This is a genomic window from Streptomyces erythrochromogenes (genome assembly GCF_036170895.1).
Classification (GTDB): Bacteria; Actinomycetota; Actinomycetes; order Streptomycetales; family Streptomycetaceae; genus Streptomyces; species Streptomyces erythrochromogenes.
Genome location: NZ_CP108036.1, coordinates 2,575,902 through 2,594,942, shown reverse-complemented (window position 1 = coordinate 2,594,942; position 19,041 = coordinate 2,575,902). Strand labels below are relative to the sequence as shown.

The window sequence follows — 19,041 nt, the reverse complement described above, 5'->3', positions numbered from 1 at the left end:
TGCGCTGCGCTCGGACGTTCTAGGCGTTCGAGCAGGCGGTCGTACGACCGGGCTCAGATGTCCGTGCCGATGGCCGCGAACGCGGCCTCGATCAGGTCCAGGCCCTCGTTCAGCAGGTGCTCGCCGATGACGATCGGCGGGAGGAAGCGGAGCACGTTGCCGTAGGTGCCGCAGGTGAGGACGAGCAGGCCCTCGGCGTGGCAGGCCTTGGCGAGCGCGCCGGCCGCCTCCGGGAACGGGGTCTTGGAGACCGGGTCCTTGACCAGCTCGATCGCGATCATGGCGCCGCGGCCGCGGATGTCGCCGATGATCTCGTACTTCTCCTGCATGGCCGACAGGCGGGCCTTCATGATGGACTCGATCTTCTTCGCCTTGGCGTTGAGGTCGAGCTCCTTCATGGTCTCGATGGAGCCGAGCGCACCGGCGCACGCCACCGGGTTGCCGCCGTAGGTGCCGCCCAGGCCGCCCGCGTGGGCGGCGTCCATGATCTCGGCGCGGCCGGTCACGGCGGCGAGCGGCAGACCGCCCGCGATGCCCTTGGCGGTGGTGATCAGGTCCGGGACGATGCCCTCGTCCTCGCACGCGAACCACTGGCCGGTGCGGCAGAAGCCGGACTGGATCTCGTCGGCGACGAAGACGATGCCGTTCTTGTTGGCGAACTTCACGATCTCCGGGAGGAAGCCCTTGGCCGGCTCGATGAAGCCGCCCTCGCCGAGGACCGGCTCGATGATGATCGCGGCGACGTTCTCGGCGCCGATCTGCTTGCTGATCTGGTCGATCGCCTGGGCGGCGGCCTCGGGGCCGCAGTTCTCGGCACCGGTGGGCCAGCGGTAGCCGTAGGCGACCGGGACGCGGTAGACCTCGGGGGCGAACGGACCGAAGCCGTGCTTGTACGGCATGTTCTTCGCGGTCAGCGCCATCGTCAGGTTCGTGCGGCCGTGGTAGCCGTGGTCGAAGACGACGACGGCCTGGCGCTTGGTGTACGAACGGGCGATCTTGACGGCGTTCTCGACGGCCTCGGCGCCGGAGTTGAACAGGGCCGACTTCTTGGCGTGGTCGCCCGGGGTCAGCTCGGCGAGGGCCTCGCAGACCTCGACGTAGCCCTCGTACGGGGTGACCATGAAACAGGTGTGGGTGAAGTCGGCGAGCTGCGCGGAGGCGCGGCGCACGACGGCCTCGGCGGACGCGCCGACCGAGGTCACGGCGATGCCGGAGCCGAAGTCGATCAGCTGGTTGCCGTCGACGTCCTCGATGATGCCGCCACCCGCACGGGCCGTGAAGACGGGCAGCACGGACCCCACGCCACCGGCCACGGTCTGCAGGCGGCGGGCCTGCAGCTCCTGCGACTTGGGGCCGGGGATCGCGGTGACGATCTTGCGCTCCTGCGGGACAGCAGTCATAGAGGGCTCCTGGGGGGTGTTTTCGGACGCACTTGTGTCTTTGTCCGCAGGCTAGGCCCGGGAGCGGGGGTCCTGCATGCTCCGTTCGGTAGTGATCTCAGCGTGTCCTTGTCCGCGGCGGCCATAGGAAGGACGCGCGGAGGGTCTGCGGAGGGCACGGCGCACCGGAGTGCGGGTACGGGCCCACGAGGGGCGGCGGCCAACTACATTGAGCGACGCAGCGCAGGCACGGTCAGGGGGCAGGGGTTTCATGGACACCGACGGCACGCACGAGACGCGCCCGACCCGCGCCGGGCACATTCCGAGACCGGCCGCCCCTCCGAAGCCGTCCCACGCGCCGACGGCCGGGCCGACGCTGGGGGACTGGCTGCGTGTGCCGCGCTCCTCGGACGGGCCGGGCGTCTGGACGTACGGGCACGTGCCGCGAGCCGCCGAGGAGCCCGAGGTGACCCCCACCCGCCAGTTGGTCAGCGGGGCCCTGATCGCCCTGCTGGCAGGGCTGCTGCTGTGGTCCCTGCTGTGGAACGGCTACCTCGGCGGGTTCTGGCTCTGGCCCCTCTACATGTTCACGCCCGACTCCTGGGCAGGGACCCTGCCGTCCGTCGTGGCCTCGTACGTCTGGTACACCATCGTCGCCACCATCCTGATCGTCGGCTTCGGGCGCCTCGGCCGGTGGCCCGAGCTGCTGCGCCGGCTGCTCCGCAGCCGGGCCGTGCGGCCCCTGCACTCCGCCGAACCGGCCCGCCCGGAGCCGGGCGGCGAGGACGATCCCGTGCGGTGGCCGCAGTTGCGGGGGGCCGGGCTTTCGGAGGTGGCCGATCGGCTCGAGGGGGAGGCCGGGGGCGGGCGGATGAACGACGTGGACTACGCCCGCATCCGCCGGGCCTGGGACTCCGTGCGCGTCGACCCCTCCCGCATGCGGGCCTTCGCCGACTCCGTCCGCGACAAGGGCGCCGGGGCCTGCGTGCACCCCTCCGGGGACCGGGACCTGCCCGTGCGGGCCGCCCGGCACGACCTGCTGGCCCGGCAGGTGCTGCTCGGCACCGTCGAGGACGGCGTCCGCAACCCGTACGCCCGCCGCGGCACCTCCCTCGCGCTCGACCCCGACGTCCTCGGCACCTCCCTGCTCGCCGTCGGCCCCTCCGGCACAGGCAAGACCCAGCGCCTGGTACGGCCCGTCGTGGAGTCCCTCGCCCTCCAGGCGCTCGCCGGCCAGGCCGCCGTCGTCGCCGTCGGCGCGGCCGGGGCCCAGCTCGGGCCGGACGCCGCCTACGACGTCGTGGTCCGCATCGGCGACCCCGCCTCCGTCTACGACCTCGACCTCTACGGCGGGGCCTCCGACCCCGACGAGGCCGCGACCCTGCTCGCGGAGGCCTTCGTCGGAGACGTCCCCGGGATCGACGTACGCCGGGCCGCCACGGCCCTCGCCCAGCTCCTCGGGCCGTTCCGGACGGCGTACGGCCGCTTCCCCGCCGTGCCCGAGCTGCGCGAGCTGCTCGACCAGGTCCCGGCCGCCTTCGACGCCCTGCGCCGCGAGCTCGCCGCCGACGGCGCACAGCACGCGATGCTGCGCGAGCTCGACGCCCGCACCCGCCAGCACGGGGCGCACGGCGACCCCGGGCCGGCCCTCGCCGACCGGGTGGCCCTGCTGGACCGGCCCGCCTTCGCCGGGTTCTTCGACACCACCGGCCAGGGCCGGCCGTTCTCGCTGCGTGCCCTGGAGCACCCGATCCGGGTCCGTGTCGACCTCCCCGAACGGGGGCACGCCGACGCCTCCCGGATGCTGGCCCGGCTGCTGCTCGCCCAGTTCAACGCCGCCGCGGCCGCCCGCGCCGACCGCTCCCTCTTCGCCTTCCTCGCCTTCGACGACGCCTCGCACACCCTGACCCCCGAGACCGTGCGCGGCGTCCAGCGGCTGCGCTCGGCGCACGCGGGCGTACTGCTCACCCTGCGCTCACTGGACGACGTACCGGAGGGGCTGCGCACGCCCCTGCTCGGGGCGGTCGGCTGCCGGATGGCCTTCTCCGGGGTCACCACCTGGGACGGCAAGGCCTTCGCCGAGGCCTGGGGCACCGAGTGGGTGGAGACGCGCGACGTCACCCACCGCACGGTCTTCGCCGACCAGCCGCTGACCCGGGCGATCCACGCCTTCCGCAAGCTCGTCACCGGCAAGGCGGTCACCACGGACGCGGTGACCGTGCGGCAGGTGGAGCGGGAGCGGTGGTCCGCCTCGGACCTGGCGCACGCCGTGCCGCCGGGGCACGCCGTGCTCTCGCTCACCTCCGTGAAGGGGGAGCGGGCGGCCCCGCTGCTGGTCCGACTGGCCGGAACGGCCTGACCCGCCCCCCCGACCCGTACGAGGTGGCAGAATCGAGGGGAGTCGTTCGTACGACACGGCGAAAAGCGTCGACGGCTCCTCTGCTGCTCTTCTCCCGCCGTGTGCTCCGCCCCCGGCGGGCCGCGCACAGCCGAGTACCCCGCCGTCCCCTCCCGCTAAGGCCCCTGGTAACCGATGCCGCTGACCCTCGCCTCACTCGTCCAGCACTCGGCGCTCAAGCTCAGCGTCCGGGCGGGGGAGAGCCGCCTGGACACCCCCGTGCGCTGGGCCCACGTCAGCGAGCTCGCCGACCCCGTCCCCTATATGGAGGGCGGCGAACTGCTCCTGATCACCGCGATGAAGCTGGACGCCGACGACCCGCAGGAGATGCGCGCCTACGTACGCCGCCTCGCCGCGGCCGGAGTGGTCGGCATCGGCTTCGCGATCGGCGTCAACTACGAGGCGGTCCCCGACGCGCTCGTCGAAGCGGCGCGCACCGAGGACATGCCGCTGCTGGAGGTGCCGCGCCGGACGCCCTTCCTCGCCATCAGCAAGGCAGTCTCCGCCGCCCTCGCGGCCGACCAGTACCGGGCGGTGACCGCTGGCTTCGAGGCGCAGCGCGAACTGACCCGCGCCGCGCTCTCCGCCGACGGCCCCGCCGAGCTGCTCGCCAAGCTCGCGGCGCACGTGCACGGCTGGGCGGCGCTCTACGACACCTCCGGCGCGGTCGTCGCGGCCGCCCCCGACTGGGCCGCGCGCCGCGCCGCCCGGCTCACCCCCGACGTGGAGCGGCTGCGGGAGCGGCCCGCGCCCGCGAGCGCCGTGGTCGGAGGCTCCGAGGACCGCGTCGAGCTCCAGTCCCTGGGTACCGGCCGGCGGGCGCGGGGCGCGCTCGCCGTCGGCACCGGGGCCCCGCTGGGCACGGCCGAGCGGTACGCCGTCCACTCCGCGGTCGCGCTGCTGACGCTGACCACCGAGCGGTCGCGGTCGCTGCACGACGCCGAGTCCCGGCTGGGGGCGGCCGTGCTGCGGATGCTGCTGGCGGACGAGCCGGACCACGCCCGGGCCGTGGCCGGCGACCTGTACGGGTCCTTGCTGGACGCGCCGTTCCGGCTGGTCGTGGCCGAGCCGGCGCTGGCGGGCACGGCGCAGCCGGAGGGCCTGGCGCTGCTGGCCGACGCGGTGGAGTCCGCAGCCGCCCGCACCGGGGAGGCGCTGCTCGTGGTCCCGGAGCCCGGGCGGCTCGTGGTCCTCGCCTCCGACGCCGGCTCGGCCGTACAGGCGTGCACCGGGCACGCGGAGGCCCTGGAGGCCCGGCGCGGCCGCGACGCGGCCGGCCCGGAGCCCGACGAGCTGGTGATCGGGCTGTCCGCGCCCGCCGGGCCCGGCGGCGTCGCGGCGGCCCTCAAGCAGGCCGACCAGGCCCTCGCCGTGGCCCGTCGGCGCGGGCGCCCGATGGTGGAGCACGAGGAGATGGCGGCGGGCTCGGTCCTGCCGCTGCTGGCCGACGACGCGGTACGGGCCTTCGCGGACGGCACCCTGCGCGCGCTGCGGGAACACGACGCGACGGGACGCGGGGACCTGGTGGCCTCGCTCCAGGCCTGGCTCTCCCGCCACGGCCAGTGGGACGCGGCCGCCGCCGACCTCGGCGTGCACCGGCACACCCTGCGCTACCGGATGAAGCGGGTCGAGGAGATCCTCGGCCGCTCCCTGGAGGACCCGGACGTCCGCATGGAACTGTGGCTCGCGCTCAAGGCCACCTCCGCCCCCACCTAGGCCGGCCCGCCGGCGCGGGCGACAGTGACAAACCGGCGCGACCCCGACGGCAGGTACTACACCCCGGATAAACGCCGAATCCCCCGCGGAGTCCTACGGTGGAGGGGTCAGGACCCACCGCACACATTCGAAGGGCCGGGATTCGCATGACTTCCACCCACGCCTTCTGGCTCGCCGGCCGCCAGGCCACCGGCGAGGACAGCTTCGACGTCCACTCCCCGTGGGACGGCCGACTGGTCGCCGCCGTCAGCGTGCCCACCGACGAGCAGGTCGAAGAGGCCGTGGCCGCGGCGTACGCCGTGACGGCGGAGTTCTCCGCGACCCCCGCCCACGTACGGGCCGCCGCCCTGGACCACGTCTCCAAGCGGCTCGTCGAGCGCACCGAGGAGATCGCCCAGCTGATCTCCGCCGAGAACGGCAAGCCCATCAAGTGGGCCCGCGGTGAGGTCGGCCGTGCGGTGTCCGTGTTCCGCTTCGCCGCGGAGGAGGCCCGCCGCTTCAACGGCGGCGAGGCCCAGCGTCTGGACACCGACGCCGGCGGCGTCGGCCGTCTCGCGCTGACCCGCCGCTTCGTCAAGGGCCCGGTCCTCGGCATCGCGCCGTTCAACTTCCCGCTGAACCTGTGCGCCCACAAGGTGGCCCCGGCCATCGCCGTCGGCGCGCCGATCATCCTCAAGCCGGCCCCGGCCACGCCGCTGTCCGGCCTGATCCTGGGTGAGCTGCTCGCCGAGACCGACCTCCCGGCCGGTTCCTGGTCGGTCCTGCCGGTCGCGAACGACAAGATGCCCGCCCTGGTCAAGGACGAGCGCCTCCCCGTCATCTCCTTCACCGGCTCCGACACCGTCGGCTACGCCATCCAGCAGTCGGTGCCCCACAAGCACTGCACCCTGGAACTCGGCGGCAACGCCGCGGCCGTGGTCCTGGACGACTGGTCCTCCGACGCCGACCTCGACTGGGCCGCGACGCGCATCGCGACCTTCTCGAACTACCAGGCCGGCCAGTCCTGCATCTCCGTGCAGCGCGTGATCGCCGACGCCTCCGTCTACGACCGCCTCGTCGAGAAGGTCGTCGCGAAGGTCCAGGCGCAGGTCACCGGCGACCCGAACGACGACGCCACCGACGTCGGCCCGCTCGTCTCCGAGGCCGCCGCCCAGCGCGTCGAGTCCTGGGTCGACGAGGCCGTCTCCGCCGGCGCCAAGCTCCTCACCGGCGGCAAGCGCGAGGGTGCCTCGTACGAGCCCACCGTCCTCGCGAACGTCCCCGAAGGCGTCAAGCTCGCCACCGAGGAGGTCTTCGGCCCGGTCCTGACCCTGCTGCGGGTCGAGAACACCGACGAGGCCTTCGCCGCGGTGAACGAGTCGAAGTTCGGTCTGCAGACCGGCGTCTTCACCCGCAACGTCCAGACCGCGTTCCGCGCCCACCGCGAGCTCGAGGTCGGCGGCGTGATCATCGGCGACGCGCCGTCCTACCGCGCCGACCAGATGCCGTACGGCGGCGTCAAGCAGTCCGGTGTGGGCCGCGAGGGCGTCCGCTACGCGATGGACGACTACACGTACGAGCGAGTCCTGGTCCTGACCGGCCTCGACATCTGATCTCGTACGGCCCAAGAGCCGACGGCCGGAGCCTACTGTGCGGGGGCTCCGGCCGTCCCCCTTTTCCGGGTCCGTCCGACCCCCGGGTCCGGTCCCCGGGCCCGGCTCCCGATTCCCCCGACTGGACCGTCCCGGCTTTTCCGGTGGAGCCGGACGGGGTACGACTCACAGGTAGCACCGGCCAGTAGGCCGGTACCACCGACTCCGGCGGCGAGGTGAGTCCCCGCATGTCCGCAACACAGCCCGCACAGCCCAAGGTGACCGAGCGCGAGGCACGACAGGTCGCGGAAGCGGCCCGGGAACAGGACTGGCGCAAACCCAGTTTCGCCAAGGAACTCTTCCTGGGACGGTTCCGGCTGGACCTGATCCATCCCCATCCGCTCCCCACCGACGAGGACGTCCGCCGGGGCGAGGCCTTCCTCGCCCGGCTGCGCGAGTTCTGCGAGACCCGCATCGACGGCGCCCTCATCGAGCGCGAGGCCAAGATCCCCGACGAGACCGTCCGCGGGCTCAAGGAACTCGGCGCCCTCGGCATGAAGATCGACCCCAAGTACGGGGGCCTCGGCCTCACCCAGGTCTACTACAACAAGGCGCTCGCCCTCGTCGGCTCGGTCAGCCCGGCCATCGGTGCCCTGCTCTCCGCGCACCAGTCGATCGGTGTGCCCCAGCCCCTGAAGATGTTCGGCACACAGGCACAGAAGGACGCCTACCTGCCGCGCTGCGCCACCACCGCCATCAGCGCCTTCCTGCTCACCGAACCCGACGTGGGCTCCGACCCGGCGCGCCTGGCCACCACCGCGGTCCCGGACGGCGACGACGCCTACGTCCTCGACGGCGTGAAGCTGTGGACCACCAACGGGGTCGTCGCGGACCTGCTCGTGGTCATGGCCCGGGTGCCGAAGTCGGAGAACCACCGCGGCGGGATCACCGCCTTCGTCGTCGAGGCCGACTCGCCCGGCATCACCGTCGAGCACCGCAACGCCTTCATGGGCCTGCGCGGCCTGGAGAACGGCGTCACCCGCTTCCACCAGGTGCGGGTCCCCGCGGACCAGCGCATCGGCGCCGAGGGCGCAGGCCTCAAGATCGCCCTCACCACGCTCAACACCGGCCGGCTCTCCCTGCCCGCCATGTGCGTCGGCGCCGGCAAGTGGTGCCTGAAGATCGCCCGCGAGTGGTCCGGCGTGCGCGAGCAGTGGGGCCGGCCGGTCGCGAAGCACGAGGCGGTCGGCGCCAAGATCTCCTTCATCGCCGCCACCACCTTCGCCCTCGAAGCGGTCGTGGACCTCGCCTCCCAGATGGCCGACGAGGACCGCAACGACATCCGCATCGAGGCCGCCCTCGCCAAGCTCTACGGCTCCGAGATGGCCTGCCTGATGGCCGACGAACTCGTCCAGATCCGCGGCGGACGCGGCTTCGAGACCGCCGAGTCCCTGGCCGCCCGCGGCGAGCGCGCCGTCCCCGCCGAGCAGATGCTCCGCGACCTGCGCATCAACCGGATCTTCGAGGGCTCGACGGAGATCATGCACCTGCTGATCGCCCGCGAGGCCGTCGACGCCCACCTGTCGGTGGCCGGCGACCTCATCGACCCCGAGAAGGCACTCGGCGACAAGGCCAGGGCCGGCGCCCGCGCCGCCGGGTTCTACGCCCGCTGGCTGCCCAAACTGGCCACCGGCCCCGGCCACGTCCCCGGCACCTACCGGGCCTTCCACCCCGGCGGCCACCCCGACCTCTCCACCCACCTGCGCTACGTGGAGCGCAGCGCCCGCAAACTCGCCCGGTCCACCTTCTACGCCATGTCCCGCTGGCAGGGCCGCATGGAGACCAAGCAGGGCTTCCTCGGCCGGATCGTCGACATCGGCGCCGAGCTCTTCGCGATGAGCGCGGCCTGCGTCCGGGCCGAGCACCTGCGCGCCTCGGGCGAGCACGGCCGCGAGGCGTACCAGCTCGCCGACGCCTTCTGCGAGCAGTCCCGGCTGCGCGTCGAGGAGCTCTTCGGCCGGCTCTGGTCCAATACCGACGACCTCGACCGCAAGGTGGTCGCCGGCGTCCTGTCCGGGACCTACGCCTGGCTGGAGGAGGGAGTCCTCGACCCCTCGGGCGACGGCCCCTGGATCGCGGACGCCGCCCCCGGCCCCTCGAACCGGAAAAACGTGCACCGGCCCATCCGCTGACCTGCGATCATCGCCGCACGTCGGACAGACGTACGAGGATGAGTACGCGTGCGGACCCGGCACGCGCACGAGCACAGCACGAGGCGGACGAGAACGATGTCGACGGCCGAGCAGGACCGCACCAGCCGACGGCTGGCCTGGTGCGTGGCGCACCTGCTGCGCCACGCACCGGACCATGTCGTCGTCGACATGAGCCGCCGGCTCGACCGGCCGGCCCTGAAGTACCTCTGCAGGGACGAATGGCTGGCGGCCTCCACCGTCACCCTGCTGCTGCGCCACGGCGGCGCCGCCGACCGCGGCTACATCGCCCGCAACCCCCGCGTCGTCGGCCGGCCGCTGCCCGGCCTGCCCGGGCCCGCCCGCTACGCCCGCCGCCGCACCCCGCCCGAGCTCCTGCCCGTGCTCCGCGCCGAGCTCGGCCGGGACCCCGCCGCGCAGCCCCTCACCGCCGCCGAGCTGGCCGGCCTGCTGCGCCGGCACGGCAGGCGCGGACCGCGGGTCCCCCTGGACATCCTGGCGCTGCCCCACGAGGCCGATCCCGGGCCGCTGCTCGCCGAGCACGCCCGCAGCCCCCTGCCCGCCGGATCCGTCGAGGCCCTGCTGCTCGCCGCCGACCTGCCCCGCGAGACCGTCTGCGGGCTGCTCGCCACCGCCGCGGCGCCGGCGGACGGCCGCTCCTGGCACCGGCCCGCCGTCCGCGCCGTCCGGATGGGCCGGCTCACGCACGAGGAACTCGTCGCCCACGTCGCCCCCGCCCGCCACACCCTGCTCCTCGGCCACCTCCCCGGCCGCCGCTCCCTGCGCTGGACCCTGCCCGAGCAGGCCGGCATGCAGACCGCCGTGATGCGGGCCCTGCGCTCCCTGGGGGACGACCCCAGGCTGTGGGCGGAGCTGCTGCGGCACGCCCCCGGGCACCCCGGCCCGCTGCCCGCACTCGTGGCGGGCGTCGTCGAGGGGACCCTGCCCGCACCGGACGGCGTACAGGAGCCGGACCCCGAGCTCGCCCGGGCCGTGCGCCACCTGGCCCCGAGCGCCGCCGAGCCCTCCGGGGACGTGGAGCGCGAACTGGCCCTCGCGAGCCTCGCCGTGCCCATGGAGAGCGTCGAGGAGGACATCCGCTGGGTGCGCGACTGCCTCGACCGCGGCCTGCTCACCGGCATCGACGTGATCCGCCACAAGCTGCCGGCCTGCTGGGCCCTCGACGAGGACCACTGGCTCGGCGACGTGGACCACCCCGACCGGCACGACCACCCGGGCGCCGTCCTGGCCGCCCACGCCGAGGCGTACCGGCTGCTCACCGCCGCCCTCGGAGAGGACCCGGAGGCCTGGTGGCGCACCGCCCGCACGCTCCCCGACTTCGCCGGAACGCTCCCGCACCTCCTCCTGCGGGTCACGGAAGGGGGCTCCGTGTCGGGCCGCCCCTGACTTGCGGCAACAATGGGGGCATGAGCGACCGTCCAGCCCCCCTCGCCGACCCGCACCTCCTCTTCGACCCCGCGGCCGGCCGCCGGGACATCGTGATCCTCGGGTCCACCGGCTCCATCGGCACCCAGGCCATCGACCTCGCCCTGCGCAACCCGGACCGGTTCCGGGTCACCGCCCTGTCCGCCGCAGGCGGCCGGGTGGCGCTGCTGGCCGAGCAGGCCCGGCTGCTGCGGGTCGAGAAGGTGGCCGTCGCCCGCGAAGACGTCGTACCGGCCCTGAAAGAGGCGCTGAGCGCCCAGTTCGGCCCGGGCGAGACGCTGCCCGAGATCCTGGCCGGGCCGGACGCCGCGACCGAGCTCGCCGCCTCCGCGTGCCACACCGTCCTCAACGGCATCACCGGCTCCATCGGCCTCGCGCCGACCCTCGCCGCCCTGCGGGCGGGCCGCACTCTGGCCCTGGCCAACAAGGAGTCGCTGATCGTCGGCGGCCCGCTGGTCAAGGCCCTTGCGAAGCCCGGCCAGATCATCCCCGTGGACTCCGAGCACGCGGCGCTCTTCCAGGCGCTCGCCGCCGGTACCCGCGCCGACGTCCGCAAGCTCGTGGTGACCGCCTCCGGCGGCCCCTTCCGCGGCCGCACCCGCGCCGAGCTGGCCAAGGTCACCGTCGAGGACGCGCTCGCCCACCCCACCTGGGCCATGGGCCCGGTGATCACCGTCAACTCGGCGACGCTGGTCAACAAGGGACTCGAGGTCATCGAGGCGCACCTGCTCTACGACATCCCGTTCGAGCAGATCGAGGTCGTGGTCCACCCGCAGTCGTACGTGCACTCGATGGTGGAGTTCACCGACGGCTCCACGCTCGCCCAGGCCACCCCGCCGGACATGCGCGGCCCCATCGCGATCGGCCTGGGCTGGCCCCAGCGGGTCCCGGACGCGGCCCCCGCCTTCGACTGGACCAAGGCCTCCACCTGGGAGTTCTTCCCGCTGGACACCGAAGCCTTCCCCGCCGTGGGCATCGCCCGGCACGTGGGCGGCCTCGGCGGCACCGCCCCGGCCGTGTTCAACGCGGCGAACGAGGAGTGCGTCGAGGCGTTCCTGGCCGGTCGGCTGCCGTTCACAGCAATCATGGATACGGTCTCTGCCGTGGTCGATGAGCACGGGACACCGCAGTCGGGAACCTCCCTGACCGTCCAGGACGTCCTTGAAGCAGAGGCCTGGGCCAGGGCCCGGGCGCGGGAGATGGCGGCTCGGGCCGCCGCGGAGGCGCGCGCATGACACTTCTGATGACGGTGCTCGGAATCGTGATCTTCGCGGTCGGCCTGCTGGTCTCCATCGCGTGGCACGAGCTGGGGCACCTCTCCACGGCCAAGCTGTTCGGCATTCGGGTGCCGCAGTACATGGTGGGCTTCGGCCCGACCATCTGGTCGCGGAGGAAGGGCGAGACCGAGTACGGGATCAAGGCCATCCCCATGGGCGGCTACATCCGCATGATCGGGATGTTCCCGCCCGGCGAGGACGGCAAGGTCACCGCCCGGTCCACCTCGCCGTTCCGGTCGATGATCGAGGACGCGCGCTCGGCGGCGTACGAGGAGCTCCAGCCCGGCGACGGGACCCGGCTCTTCTACACGCGCAAGCCGTGGAAGCGCGTGATCGTGATGTTCGCCGGCCCGTTCATGAACCTGGTCCTCGCCGTGGCGATCTTCCTCACCACCCTGATGACCTTCGGGCTGAACACCCAGACCACCTCGGTCGCCACCGTCTCGGACTGCGTCATCCAGCAGAGCGAGAAGCGCGACAAGTGCCAGCCCGGCGACCCGGCCGCACCCGCCAGGGCCGCGGGCCTCAAGGCGGGCGACAAGATCGTCGCCTTCAACGGCCGCCGGGTCGACGACTGGTCCGCCCTCCAGAAGGACATCCGCGCCACCGTCGGACCCGCCACGATCACCGTCGTCCGCGCGGGCGAGCGCCTCGACCTCAAGGCGAACCTGATCGAGAACAAGGTCGCCAAGACCGACGGCAGCGGCAAGTACGTCAAGGACGAGTACGTCACCGCGGGCTTCCTCGGCTTCGCACCCGCCTCCGGCTACGTGCCGCAGTCCTTCGGACAGTCCGCCGAGCGCATGGGCGAGATGATGGAGGCCGGCGTGCAGTCGCTGGTCGCCCTGCCGTCCAAGGTCCCGGACCTGTGGAACGCGGCCTTCAACGGGGCCGAGCGCAAGCAGGACAGCCCGATGGGCGTCGTCGGCGCGGCGCGCGTCAGCGGTGAGATCTTCACCCTCGACATCCCCGCCCAGCACCAGCTGGTGTTCTTCCTGAACCTGCTGGCCGGCTTCAACCTCTCGCTGTTCCTCTTCAACATGCTGCCGCTGCTCCCGCTCGACGGCGGGCACATCGCCGGCGCCCTGTGGGAGTCGCTCCGGCGGGGCGTGGCACGGATCTTCCGCCGCCCCGACCCCGGCCCGTTCGACGTGGCGAAGCTGATGCCCGTCGCGTACGTGGTCGCGGGCCTGTTCATCTGCTTCACCCTGCTGGTGATGGTGGCCGACGTGGTGAACCCGATCAAGATCACCTAGTTTGCGGGGGGCGTACCCCAGTCGTACCGGAGCCGGGCACGGATCGTGCCCGGCTCCCTACGTTCGGGTGGCGCACCCCCTCGGATGCACGGCCCGCCCCTTGATTGGCGTAATCTCGAAGCCTGGAGCCCGCCGATCTCGGGACCTTGATCCACACCTTGGGGTTGCACAGCAGATGACTGCCATCTCTCTCGGAATGCCGGCCGTGCCGACGAAGCTTGCCGACCGCAGGGTCAGCCGCAAGATCCAGGTCGGCAAGGTGGCCGTCGGCGGCGACTCACAGATCTCCGTGCAGTCGATGACCACCACCAGGACCTCCGACATCGGGGCGACGCTCCAGCAGATCGCCGAGCTCACCGCCTCCGGCTGCGACATCGTCCGCGTGGCGTGCCCGACGCAGGACGACGCCGACGCGCTGGCCGTGATCGCCAAGAAGTCGCAGATCCCGGTCATCGCCGACATCCACTTCCAGCCGAAGTACGTGTTCGCCGCGATCGACGCGGGCTGCGCCGCGGTCCGCGTGAACCCGGGCAACATCAAGCAGTTCGACGACAAGGTCAAGGAGATCGCGAAGGCCGCGAACGAGACCCGCACGCCGATCCGCATCGGTGTGAACGCCGGCTCCCTCGACGCCCGCCTGCTGAAGAAGTACGGCAAGGCCACCCCCGAGGCGCTGGTCGAGTCCGCGCTGTGGGAGGCCTCCCTCTTCGAGGAGCACGGCTTCGGCGACATCAAGATCTCGGTCAAGCACAACGACCCGGTCGTCATGGTCAACGCCTACCGTCAGCTCGCCGCCGCCTGCGACTACCCCCTGCACCTGGGCGTCACCGAGGCCGGCCCCGCCTTCCAGGGCACCATCAAGTCCGCGGTCGCCTTCGGCGCCCTGCTCTCCGAGGGCATCGGCGACACCATCCGCGTCTCCCTCTCCGCCCCGCCGGCGGAGGAGGTCAAGGTCGGCATCCAGATCCTGGAGTCGCTGAACCTCAAGCCGCGCCGCCTGGAGATCGTCTCCTGCCCGTCCTGCGGCCGCGCCCAGGTCGACGTCTACAAGCTGGCCGAGGAGGTCACGGCGGGCCTGGAGGGCATGGAGGTCCCGCTGCGCGTGGCGGTCATGGGCTGCGTCGTCAACGGCCCCGGCGAGGCCCGTGAGGCCGACCTCGGTGTCGCCTCCGGCAACGGCAAGGGCCAGATCTTCGTGAAGGGCGAGGTCATCAAGACCGTCCCCGAGTCGAAGATCGTCGAGACCCTCATCGAAGAGGCGATGAAGATCGCGGCGCAGATGGAGGCCGACGGCGTCATGAGCGGCGAGCCGACCGTCGCCATCGGAGTCTGAGCCACCCGGCCGCCGCCGCCCGGGCCCCGGCCCCGTTCCCGCAGTTCGGGAGCGGGGCCGGGGCCTTTTCGTGACCTGCGGACGCGGCATCGTCCGGCGCTGCCGGGTACAGTGCGGAGATCAGCAGACTTGCATGGTGAGGCCCCCAGTGTTGACGCAGACCACCACCCGGGTCCTTGAGCCCAGTGATCTCGACGCCGCGCTCGACATCCTCGGACGCGAGCCGGTCGAGAACGCCTTCGTCACCTCCCGGGTCCAGGTCGCCGGACTCGACCCCTGGCGCCTGGGGGGCGAGATGTGGGGCTGGTACGCCGACGGCGAGCTCCGTTCGCTCTGCTACGCCGGGGCCAACCTCGTCCCCGTCTGCGCCGAGCCCGACGCCGTCCGGGCCTTCGCCGACCGGGCCCGCCGCACCGGCCGCCGGTGCTCCTCCATCGTCGGCCCCGCCGACGCCACCCGGCTGCTGTGGCAGCTCCTGGAGCCCAGCTGGGGCCCGGCCCGCGAGGTCCGCGCCCACCAGCCCCTCATGGTCATCGAGCGTCCGTCCACCACGGTCGAGCCGGATCCGCAGGTCCGCCGGATCCGCAAGAACGAGATGGACCTGATCATGCCCGCCTGCGTGGCCATGTTCACCGAGGAGGTCGGCGTCTCGCCGATGGCCGGCGACGGCGGCCTGCTCTACCAGGCCCGCGTCGCCGAACTCGTCGCCGGCGGCCGCTCCTTCGCCCGCGTCGAGGACGACAAGATCGTCTTCAAGGCGGAGATCGGCGCCGCCACCTCCCGCGCCTGCCAGATCCAGGGCGTCTGGGTGGCCCCCGAGTTCCGCGGCCGCGGACACTCGGAGACCGGGATGGCCGCCGTCGTCGAGTACGCGCTGCGCGACGTGGCGCCCGTGGTCAGCCTCTACGTGAACGACTTCAACACCGCCGCGCGGGCCGCGTACCGCCGGGTGGGCTTCCGCGAGGTCGGCGCGTTCATGAGCGTGCTGTTCTGAACCGGCAGGAGGCGGGGCCGCGGCATTCCGGCACACCCTTACCGCGAAGTAAGGTCACCGCATGCTGCCTTCCGGTGTCCGTATCGGCCCCCTCGACCTCGCCGCCCGGGTGGACGAAGCCCTGCGCGTGCAGGCCGTCGCCTTCGGCCTCAGCGAGGAGGAGGTCGGCATCCGGCGCTACATCGTCCAGCGCCACATGACCTGCAAGGGCGCCCGCGCCCTCGGGGCCTTCGCCGAGGACGGCGCGCTCACCGGATTCGTGTACGGGATGCCGAACGACCGCACGCACTGGTGGTCCACCATCGTCGAGCCCTACCTGCGGGCCGGCGGCCACGAGCACTGGCTCGACGGCTCCTTCGTCATCACCGAACTCCACGTACACCCCGGTTTCCAGGGCCACGGCGTCGGACGCTCCCTGATCACCACCCTCACCGACGCCGCCGCCGAGCCCCGCTCGATCCTCTCCGCCATCGACACCGAGAGCCCCGCCCGCGGCCTCTACCGGGCCCTCGGCTACGTCGACCTCGCCCGCCAGGTGCACTTCCCGAGCGCGAGCCTCCCGTACGCCGTCATGGGCGCCACACTGCCGCTGACCAGGCCCTGAAATGGGTTAACGGGCTCCGGCGGGCCCCCGGTAACCTCCCGGCATGTCCACACATCACGTACAGCGCATGTCCCGCCTCATGGCCAAGACCCTCCGCGAGGACCCGGCCGACGCCGAAACCCTCAGCCACCGGCTCCTGGTCCGCGCCGGATACGTCCGGCGCAGCTCGGCCGGGGTGTGGACGTGGCTCCCGCTCGGCAAGCGGGTCCTGGACAACGTCAGCCGCGTCGTCCGCGAGGAGATGGACGCCATCGGCGCCCAGGAGGTGCTGCTCCCGGCCCTGCTGCCCAAGGAGCCGTACGAGGTCAGCGGACGCTGGTCGGAATACGGCGACCTGCTGTTCCGGCTCAGGGACCGCAAGGGCGCGGACTACCTGCTCGGCCCCACCCACGAGGAGATCTTCACCCTGGTGGTGAAGGACCAGTGCACCTCGTACAAGGACCTGCCGGTCATGCTGTACCAGATCCAGACCAAGTACCGCGACGAGGCGCGGCCCCGGTCGGGCGTGCTGCGCGGCCGCGAGTTCCAGATGAAGGACTCGTACTCCTTCGACGTGTCCGACGAAGGACTGGAGGAGTCCTACCGGCTCCACCGCGAGGCCTACGTCCGCATCTTCGAGCGGCTGGGCCTCGACCACCGGATCGTGTCCGCGGTGTCGGGCGCGATGGGCGGCTCGGCGTCCGAGGAGTTCCTGGCCCCGGCCGAGGCGGGCGAGGACACCTTCGTGGACTGCCCCTCCTGCGACTACGCGGCCAACACGGAGGCCGTGACCTTCGCGCTGGCCCCCGTGGCCGCGGAGCACCCGCCGCTGGAGGAGGTGGACACCCCCGACACCCCGACGATCGAGACGCTCGCCGCGCACCTGGGGGTCCCCGCCTCGGCGACGCTGAAGAACCTCCTGGTGAAGGTCGACGGCGAGATCGTGGCCGTGGGCGTGCCCGGGGACCGGGAGGTGGACCTCGGCAAGCTGGGCGAGCACCTGGCCCCCGCGGTCGTCGAGCTCGTCACGGCCGAGGACTTCACGGACCGGCCCGACCTCGTCCGCGGGTACGTGGGCCCGCAGGGCCTGGAGAAGGTCCGATACCTGGCCGACCCGCGGGTCGCACCGGGCACCGCCTGGGTGACGGGCGCCAACAAGCCCGACACGCACGCCCGCAACGTGGTCTGCGGCCGCGACTTCGAGGTGGACCGGTACCTGGACGTCGTCGTCGTGGAGCCGGGCGACCCCTGCCCCTCCTGCGGGGCCGGGCTCCGCCTCGACCGCGCGATCGAGATCGGCCACATCTTCCAGCTCGGCCGCAAGTACGCGGACGCCTTCGGGCTGGACGTGCTGGGCCGCGAGGGCAAGCCGGTGCGGGTCACGATGGGCTCCTACGGCATCGGCGTCTCCCGCGCGGTGGCGGCCCTGGCCGAACAGACCGCGGACGAGCGCGGGCTGTGCTGGCCGGCGGCGGTGGCGCCGGCCGACGTCCACGTGGTGGCGGCGGGCAAGGCGGTGCCGCTGGCTCTGGCGGAGGAGGCGGCCGCGGCCCTGGCGGGCTCCGGCCTCCGGGTCCTGCTGGACGACCGCCCGGGCCTCTCCCCGGGCGTGAAGCTCACGGACGCGGAGCTGATCGGCGTGCCGTGGATCCTCGTGGCCGGCCGGCGCTCCGCGGAGTCGGTGGTCGAGCTCCAGGACCGCGCGTCCGGCACCCGCGAGGAACTCCCCCTGGCCGAGGCCCTCGCCCGTCTGACGCCGTAACCCCGGCGACGGCCGGGCTGCCGCGAATCGGCGAATCGGCGCAGCGGCGTTAGGGAGGGGCGGGGGAGGAGGCTGCGCACAGCGGCTACTCCCGCAGCCCCTTCCGCTGCTGCTCCGGCGCGGGCGCGTCCAGCATCAGCCCGTCCGCCGGCCCGCCGAGCGCGTCCGGAGCCGGGGCTGCGTCGAGCGCATCCGCATCCGCATCCGCATCCGCATCCGCGACCTCGGCCGGCCCGGGGCCTTCGGAAGCCGGGCCGGCCGGGGCCGGTTCCTCCCGCGCCGGCGCCGCCCCCGGCTGCGGGACCGCGCGTTCCAGGAAACGCAGCAGTTCCACCGGGAACGGCAGCACCAGCGTGGAGTTCTTCTCGGCGGCGACCGCGACGATCGTGTGCAGCAGGCGCAGCTGGAGGGCGGCCGGCTGTTCCGACATGACCTCCGCCGCCTCGGCCAGCTTGTGCGAGGCCTGCAGCTCCGCGTCCGCGTTGATCACGCGGGCCCGCCGTTCGCGGTCGGCCTCCGCCTGCCGGGCCATCGACCGCTTCATGGTCTCGGGCAGGGACACGTCCTTGATCTCGACCCGGTCGATCTGCACCCCCCAGCCCACCGCCGGACTGTCGATCATCAGCTCCAGGCCCTGGTTGAGCATCTCCCGGTTGGAGAGCAGGTCGTCCAGGTCGGACTTTCCGATGATCGACCTCAGCGAGGTCTGCGCCATCTGGGAGACGGCGAAGCGGTAGTCCTCCACCGCCACGATGGCGTTCGCCGGGTCGACGACCTTGAAGTACACGACCGCGTCCACCCGCACCGTGACGTTGTCCCGGGTGATGCCCTCCTGTGCGGGCACCGGCAGCGTCACGATCTGCATGTTCACCTTGCGCAGCCGGTCGATCACCGGAACGATCACCGTGAAGCCGGGAGGCCGTATCTCCTCCCGCAGCCTGCCGAAGCGGAAGACCAGGCCCCGCTCGTACTGCTTCACCACGCGGGCCGCGGCGCCCAGGTAGACGGCGGCACCCACGCCTGCGGCAAGCACCGCTGTCAGCAGTTCCTCGACCATGACGGCCCCCTGCCGGACATACCTTCCTACCTACGGTATGCCCCACTCGGTTCCGGGGC

13 protein-coding genes are annotated in these 19,041 nt (G+C 72.7%); 11 read left to right on the top strand and 2 right to left on the bottom strand.

Translation table 11 applies throughout. The annotated features are described in order from the left end of the window. Nucleotides 1-53: 53 nt before the first annotated feature. Entirely contained in the window at nucleotides 54-1,400 is a 1,347-nt protein-coding gene (gene gabT / locus OHA91_RS11430) for a 4-aminobutyrate--2-oxoglutarate transaminase (protein WP_328739202.1), read from the bottom strand. Nucleotides 1,401-1,650: 250 nt separating this feature from the next. Here gabT and OHA91_RS11425 point away from each other — a divergent pair, with 250 nt between their 5' ends. The 11 genes from OHA91_RS11425 (at nucleotide 1,651) to OHA91_RS11375 (ending at nucleotide 17,925) form a co-directional block, all read left to right on the top strand. Then, entirely contained in the window at nucleotides 1,651-3,738 is a 2,088-nt protein-coding gene (locus OHA91_RS11425; protein WP_266497101.1) for an ATP-binding protein, read from the top strand. 174 nt (nucleotides 3,739-3,912) lie between these two features. Further along, nucleotides 3,913-5,493 (top strand): PucR family transcriptional regulator, encoded by a 1,581-nt coding sequence (locus OHA91_RS11420; protein WP_031148821.1) that lies wholly within the window; start codon nucleotides 3,913-3,915, stop codon nucleotides 5,491-5,493. A 146-nt stretch (nucleotides 5,494-5,639) separates the two neighbouring features. After that, a complete protein-coding gene (locus OHA91_RS11415) occupies nucleotides 5,640-7,085 on the top strand; it encodes an aldehyde dehydrogenase family protein (RefSeq protein ID WP_031148823.1) in 1,446 nt (481 codons plus the stop codon). A 227-nt stretch (nucleotides 7,086-7,312) separates the two neighbouring features. Continuing rightward, on the top strand, nucleotides 7,313-9,256 hold the full coding sequence (locus OHA91_RS11410) for an acyl-CoA dehydrogenase family protein (protein ID WP_031148825.1): 1,944 nt from the start codon (nucleotides 7,313-7,315) through the stop codon (nucleotides 9,254-9,256). A 96-nt stretch (nucleotides 9,257-9,352) separates the two neighbouring features. Next, complete coding sequence (locus OHA91_RS11405) at nucleotides 9,353-10,681, top strand: serine/threonine-protein kinase (protein WP_328739201.1); 1,329 nt, start codon at nucleotides 9,353-9,355, stop codon at nucleotides 10,679-10,681. Between the two features lie 20 nt (nucleotides 10,682-10,701). After that, nucleotides 10,702-11,955, top strand: a complete 1,254-nt coding sequence (gene dxr / locus OHA91_RS11400) for a 1-deoxy-D-xylulose-5-phosphate reductoisomerase (protein ID WP_031148829.1) — start codon at nucleotides 10,702-10,704, stop codon at nucleotides 11,953-11,955. Next, nucleotides 11,952-13,253 (top strand): M50 family metallopeptidase, encoded by a 1,302-nt coding sequence (locus tag OHA91_RS11395; protein ID WP_031148831.1) that lies wholly within the window; start codon nucleotides 11,952-11,954, stop codon nucleotides 13,251-13,253. Before dxr ends, OHA91_RS11395 begins: the two co-directional genes overlap by 4 nt. Nucleotides 13,254-13,428: 175 nt before the next feature. Then, the gene (gene ispG / locus OHA91_RS11390; protein WP_031148833.1) at nucleotides 13,429-14,586 is read left to right on the top strand and encodes a flavodoxin-dependent (E)-4-hydroxy-3-methylbut-2-enyl-diphosphate synthase; all 1,158 of its coding nucleotides are present in this window, start codon (nucleotides 13,429-13,431) and stop codon (nucleotides 14,584-14,586) included. 133 nt (nucleotides 14,587-14,719) lie between these two features. After that, complete coding sequence (locus OHA91_RS11385; RefSeq protein ID WP_031148835.1) at nucleotides 14,720-15,580, top strand: GNAT family N-acetyltransferase; 861 nt, start codon at nucleotides 14,720-14,722, stop codon at nucleotides 15,578-15,580. Nucleotides 15,581-15,641: 61 nt separating this feature from the next. Further along, complete coding sequence (locus tag OHA91_RS11380; protein WP_031148837.1) at nucleotides 15,642-16,184, top strand: GNAT family N-acetyltransferase; 543 nt, start codon at nucleotides 15,642-15,644, stop codon at nucleotides 16,182-16,184. Nucleotides 16,185-16,227: 43 nt separating this feature from the next. Continuing rightward, a complete protein-coding gene (locus OHA91_RS11375; protein WP_031148839.1) occupies nucleotides 16,228-17,925 on the top strand; it encodes a proline--tRNA ligase in 1,698 nt (565 codons plus the stop codon). 85 nt (nucleotides 17,926-18,010) lie between these two features. On the opposite strand, the gene OHA91_RS11370 is transcribed toward OHA91_RS11375, so the two are convergent. Beyond that, on the bottom strand, nucleotides 18,011-18,982 hold the full coding sequence (locus tag OHA91_RS11370) for a slipin family protein (protein WP_328739200.1): 972 nt from the start codon (nucleotides 18,980-18,982) through the stop codon (nucleotides 18,011-18,013). Nucleotides 18,983-19,041: the final 59 nt, after the last annotated feature.

What these genes read in the sequence shown, in the direction of transcription:
- OHA91_RS11425 (WP_266497101.1), top strand. Translation starts at nt 1,651, where the DNA reads ATGGACACCGACGGCACGCACGAGACGCGCCCGACCCGCGCCGGGCAC.
- OHA91_RS11420 (WP_031148821.1), top strand. Translation starts at nt 3,913, where the DNA reads ATGCCGCTGACCCTCGCCTCACTCGTCCAGCACTCGGCGCTCAAGCTC.
- ispG (WP_031148833.1), top strand. Translation starts at nt 13,429, where the DNA reads ATGACTGCCATCTCTCTCGGAATGCCGGCCGTGCCGACGAAGCTTGCC.
- OHA91_RS11385 (WP_031148835.1), top strand. Translation starts at nt 14,720, where the DNA reads ATGGTGAGGCCCCCAGTGTTGACGCAGACCACCACCCGGGTCCTTGAG.
- OHA91_RS11410 (WP_031148825.1), top strand. Translation starts at nt 7,313, where the DNA reads ATGTCCGCAACACAGCCCGCACAGCCCAAGGTGACCGAGCGCGAGGCA.
- OHA91_RS11375 (WP_031148839.1), top strand. Translation starts at nt 16,228, where the DNA reads ATGTCCACACATCACGTACAGCGCATGTCCCGCCTCATGGCCAAGACC.
- OHA91_RS11405 (WP_328739201.1), top strand. Translation starts at nt 9,353, where the DNA reads ATGTCGACGGCCGAGCAGGACCGCACCAGCCGACGGCTGGCCTGGTGC.
- OHA91_RS11395 (WP_031148831.1), top strand. Translation starts at nt 11,952, where the DNA reads ATGACACTTCTGATGACGGTGCTCGGAATCGTGATCTTCGCGGTCGGC.
- dxr (WP_031148829.1), top strand. Translation starts at nt 10,702, where the DNA reads ATGAGCGACCGTCCAGCCCCCCTCGCCGACCCGCACCTCCTCTTCGAC.
- gabT (WP_328739202.1), bottom strand. Translation starts at nt 1,400, where the DNA reads ATGACTGCTGTCCCGCAGGAGCGCAAGATCGTCACCGCGATCCCCGGC.
- OHA91_RS11415 (WP_031148823.1), top strand. Translation starts at nt 5,640, where the DNA reads ATGACTTCCACCCACGCCTTCTGGCTCGCCGGCCGCCAGGCCACCGGC.
- OHA91_RS11380 (WP_031148837.1), top strand. Translation starts at nt 15,642, where the DNA reads ATGCTGCCTTCCGGTGTCCGTATCGGCCCCCTCGACCTCGCCGCCCGG.
- OHA91_RS11370 (WP_328739200.1), bottom strand. Translation starts at nt 18,982, where the DNA reads ATGGTCGAGGAACTGCTGACAGCGGTGCTTGCCGCAGGCGTGGGTGCC.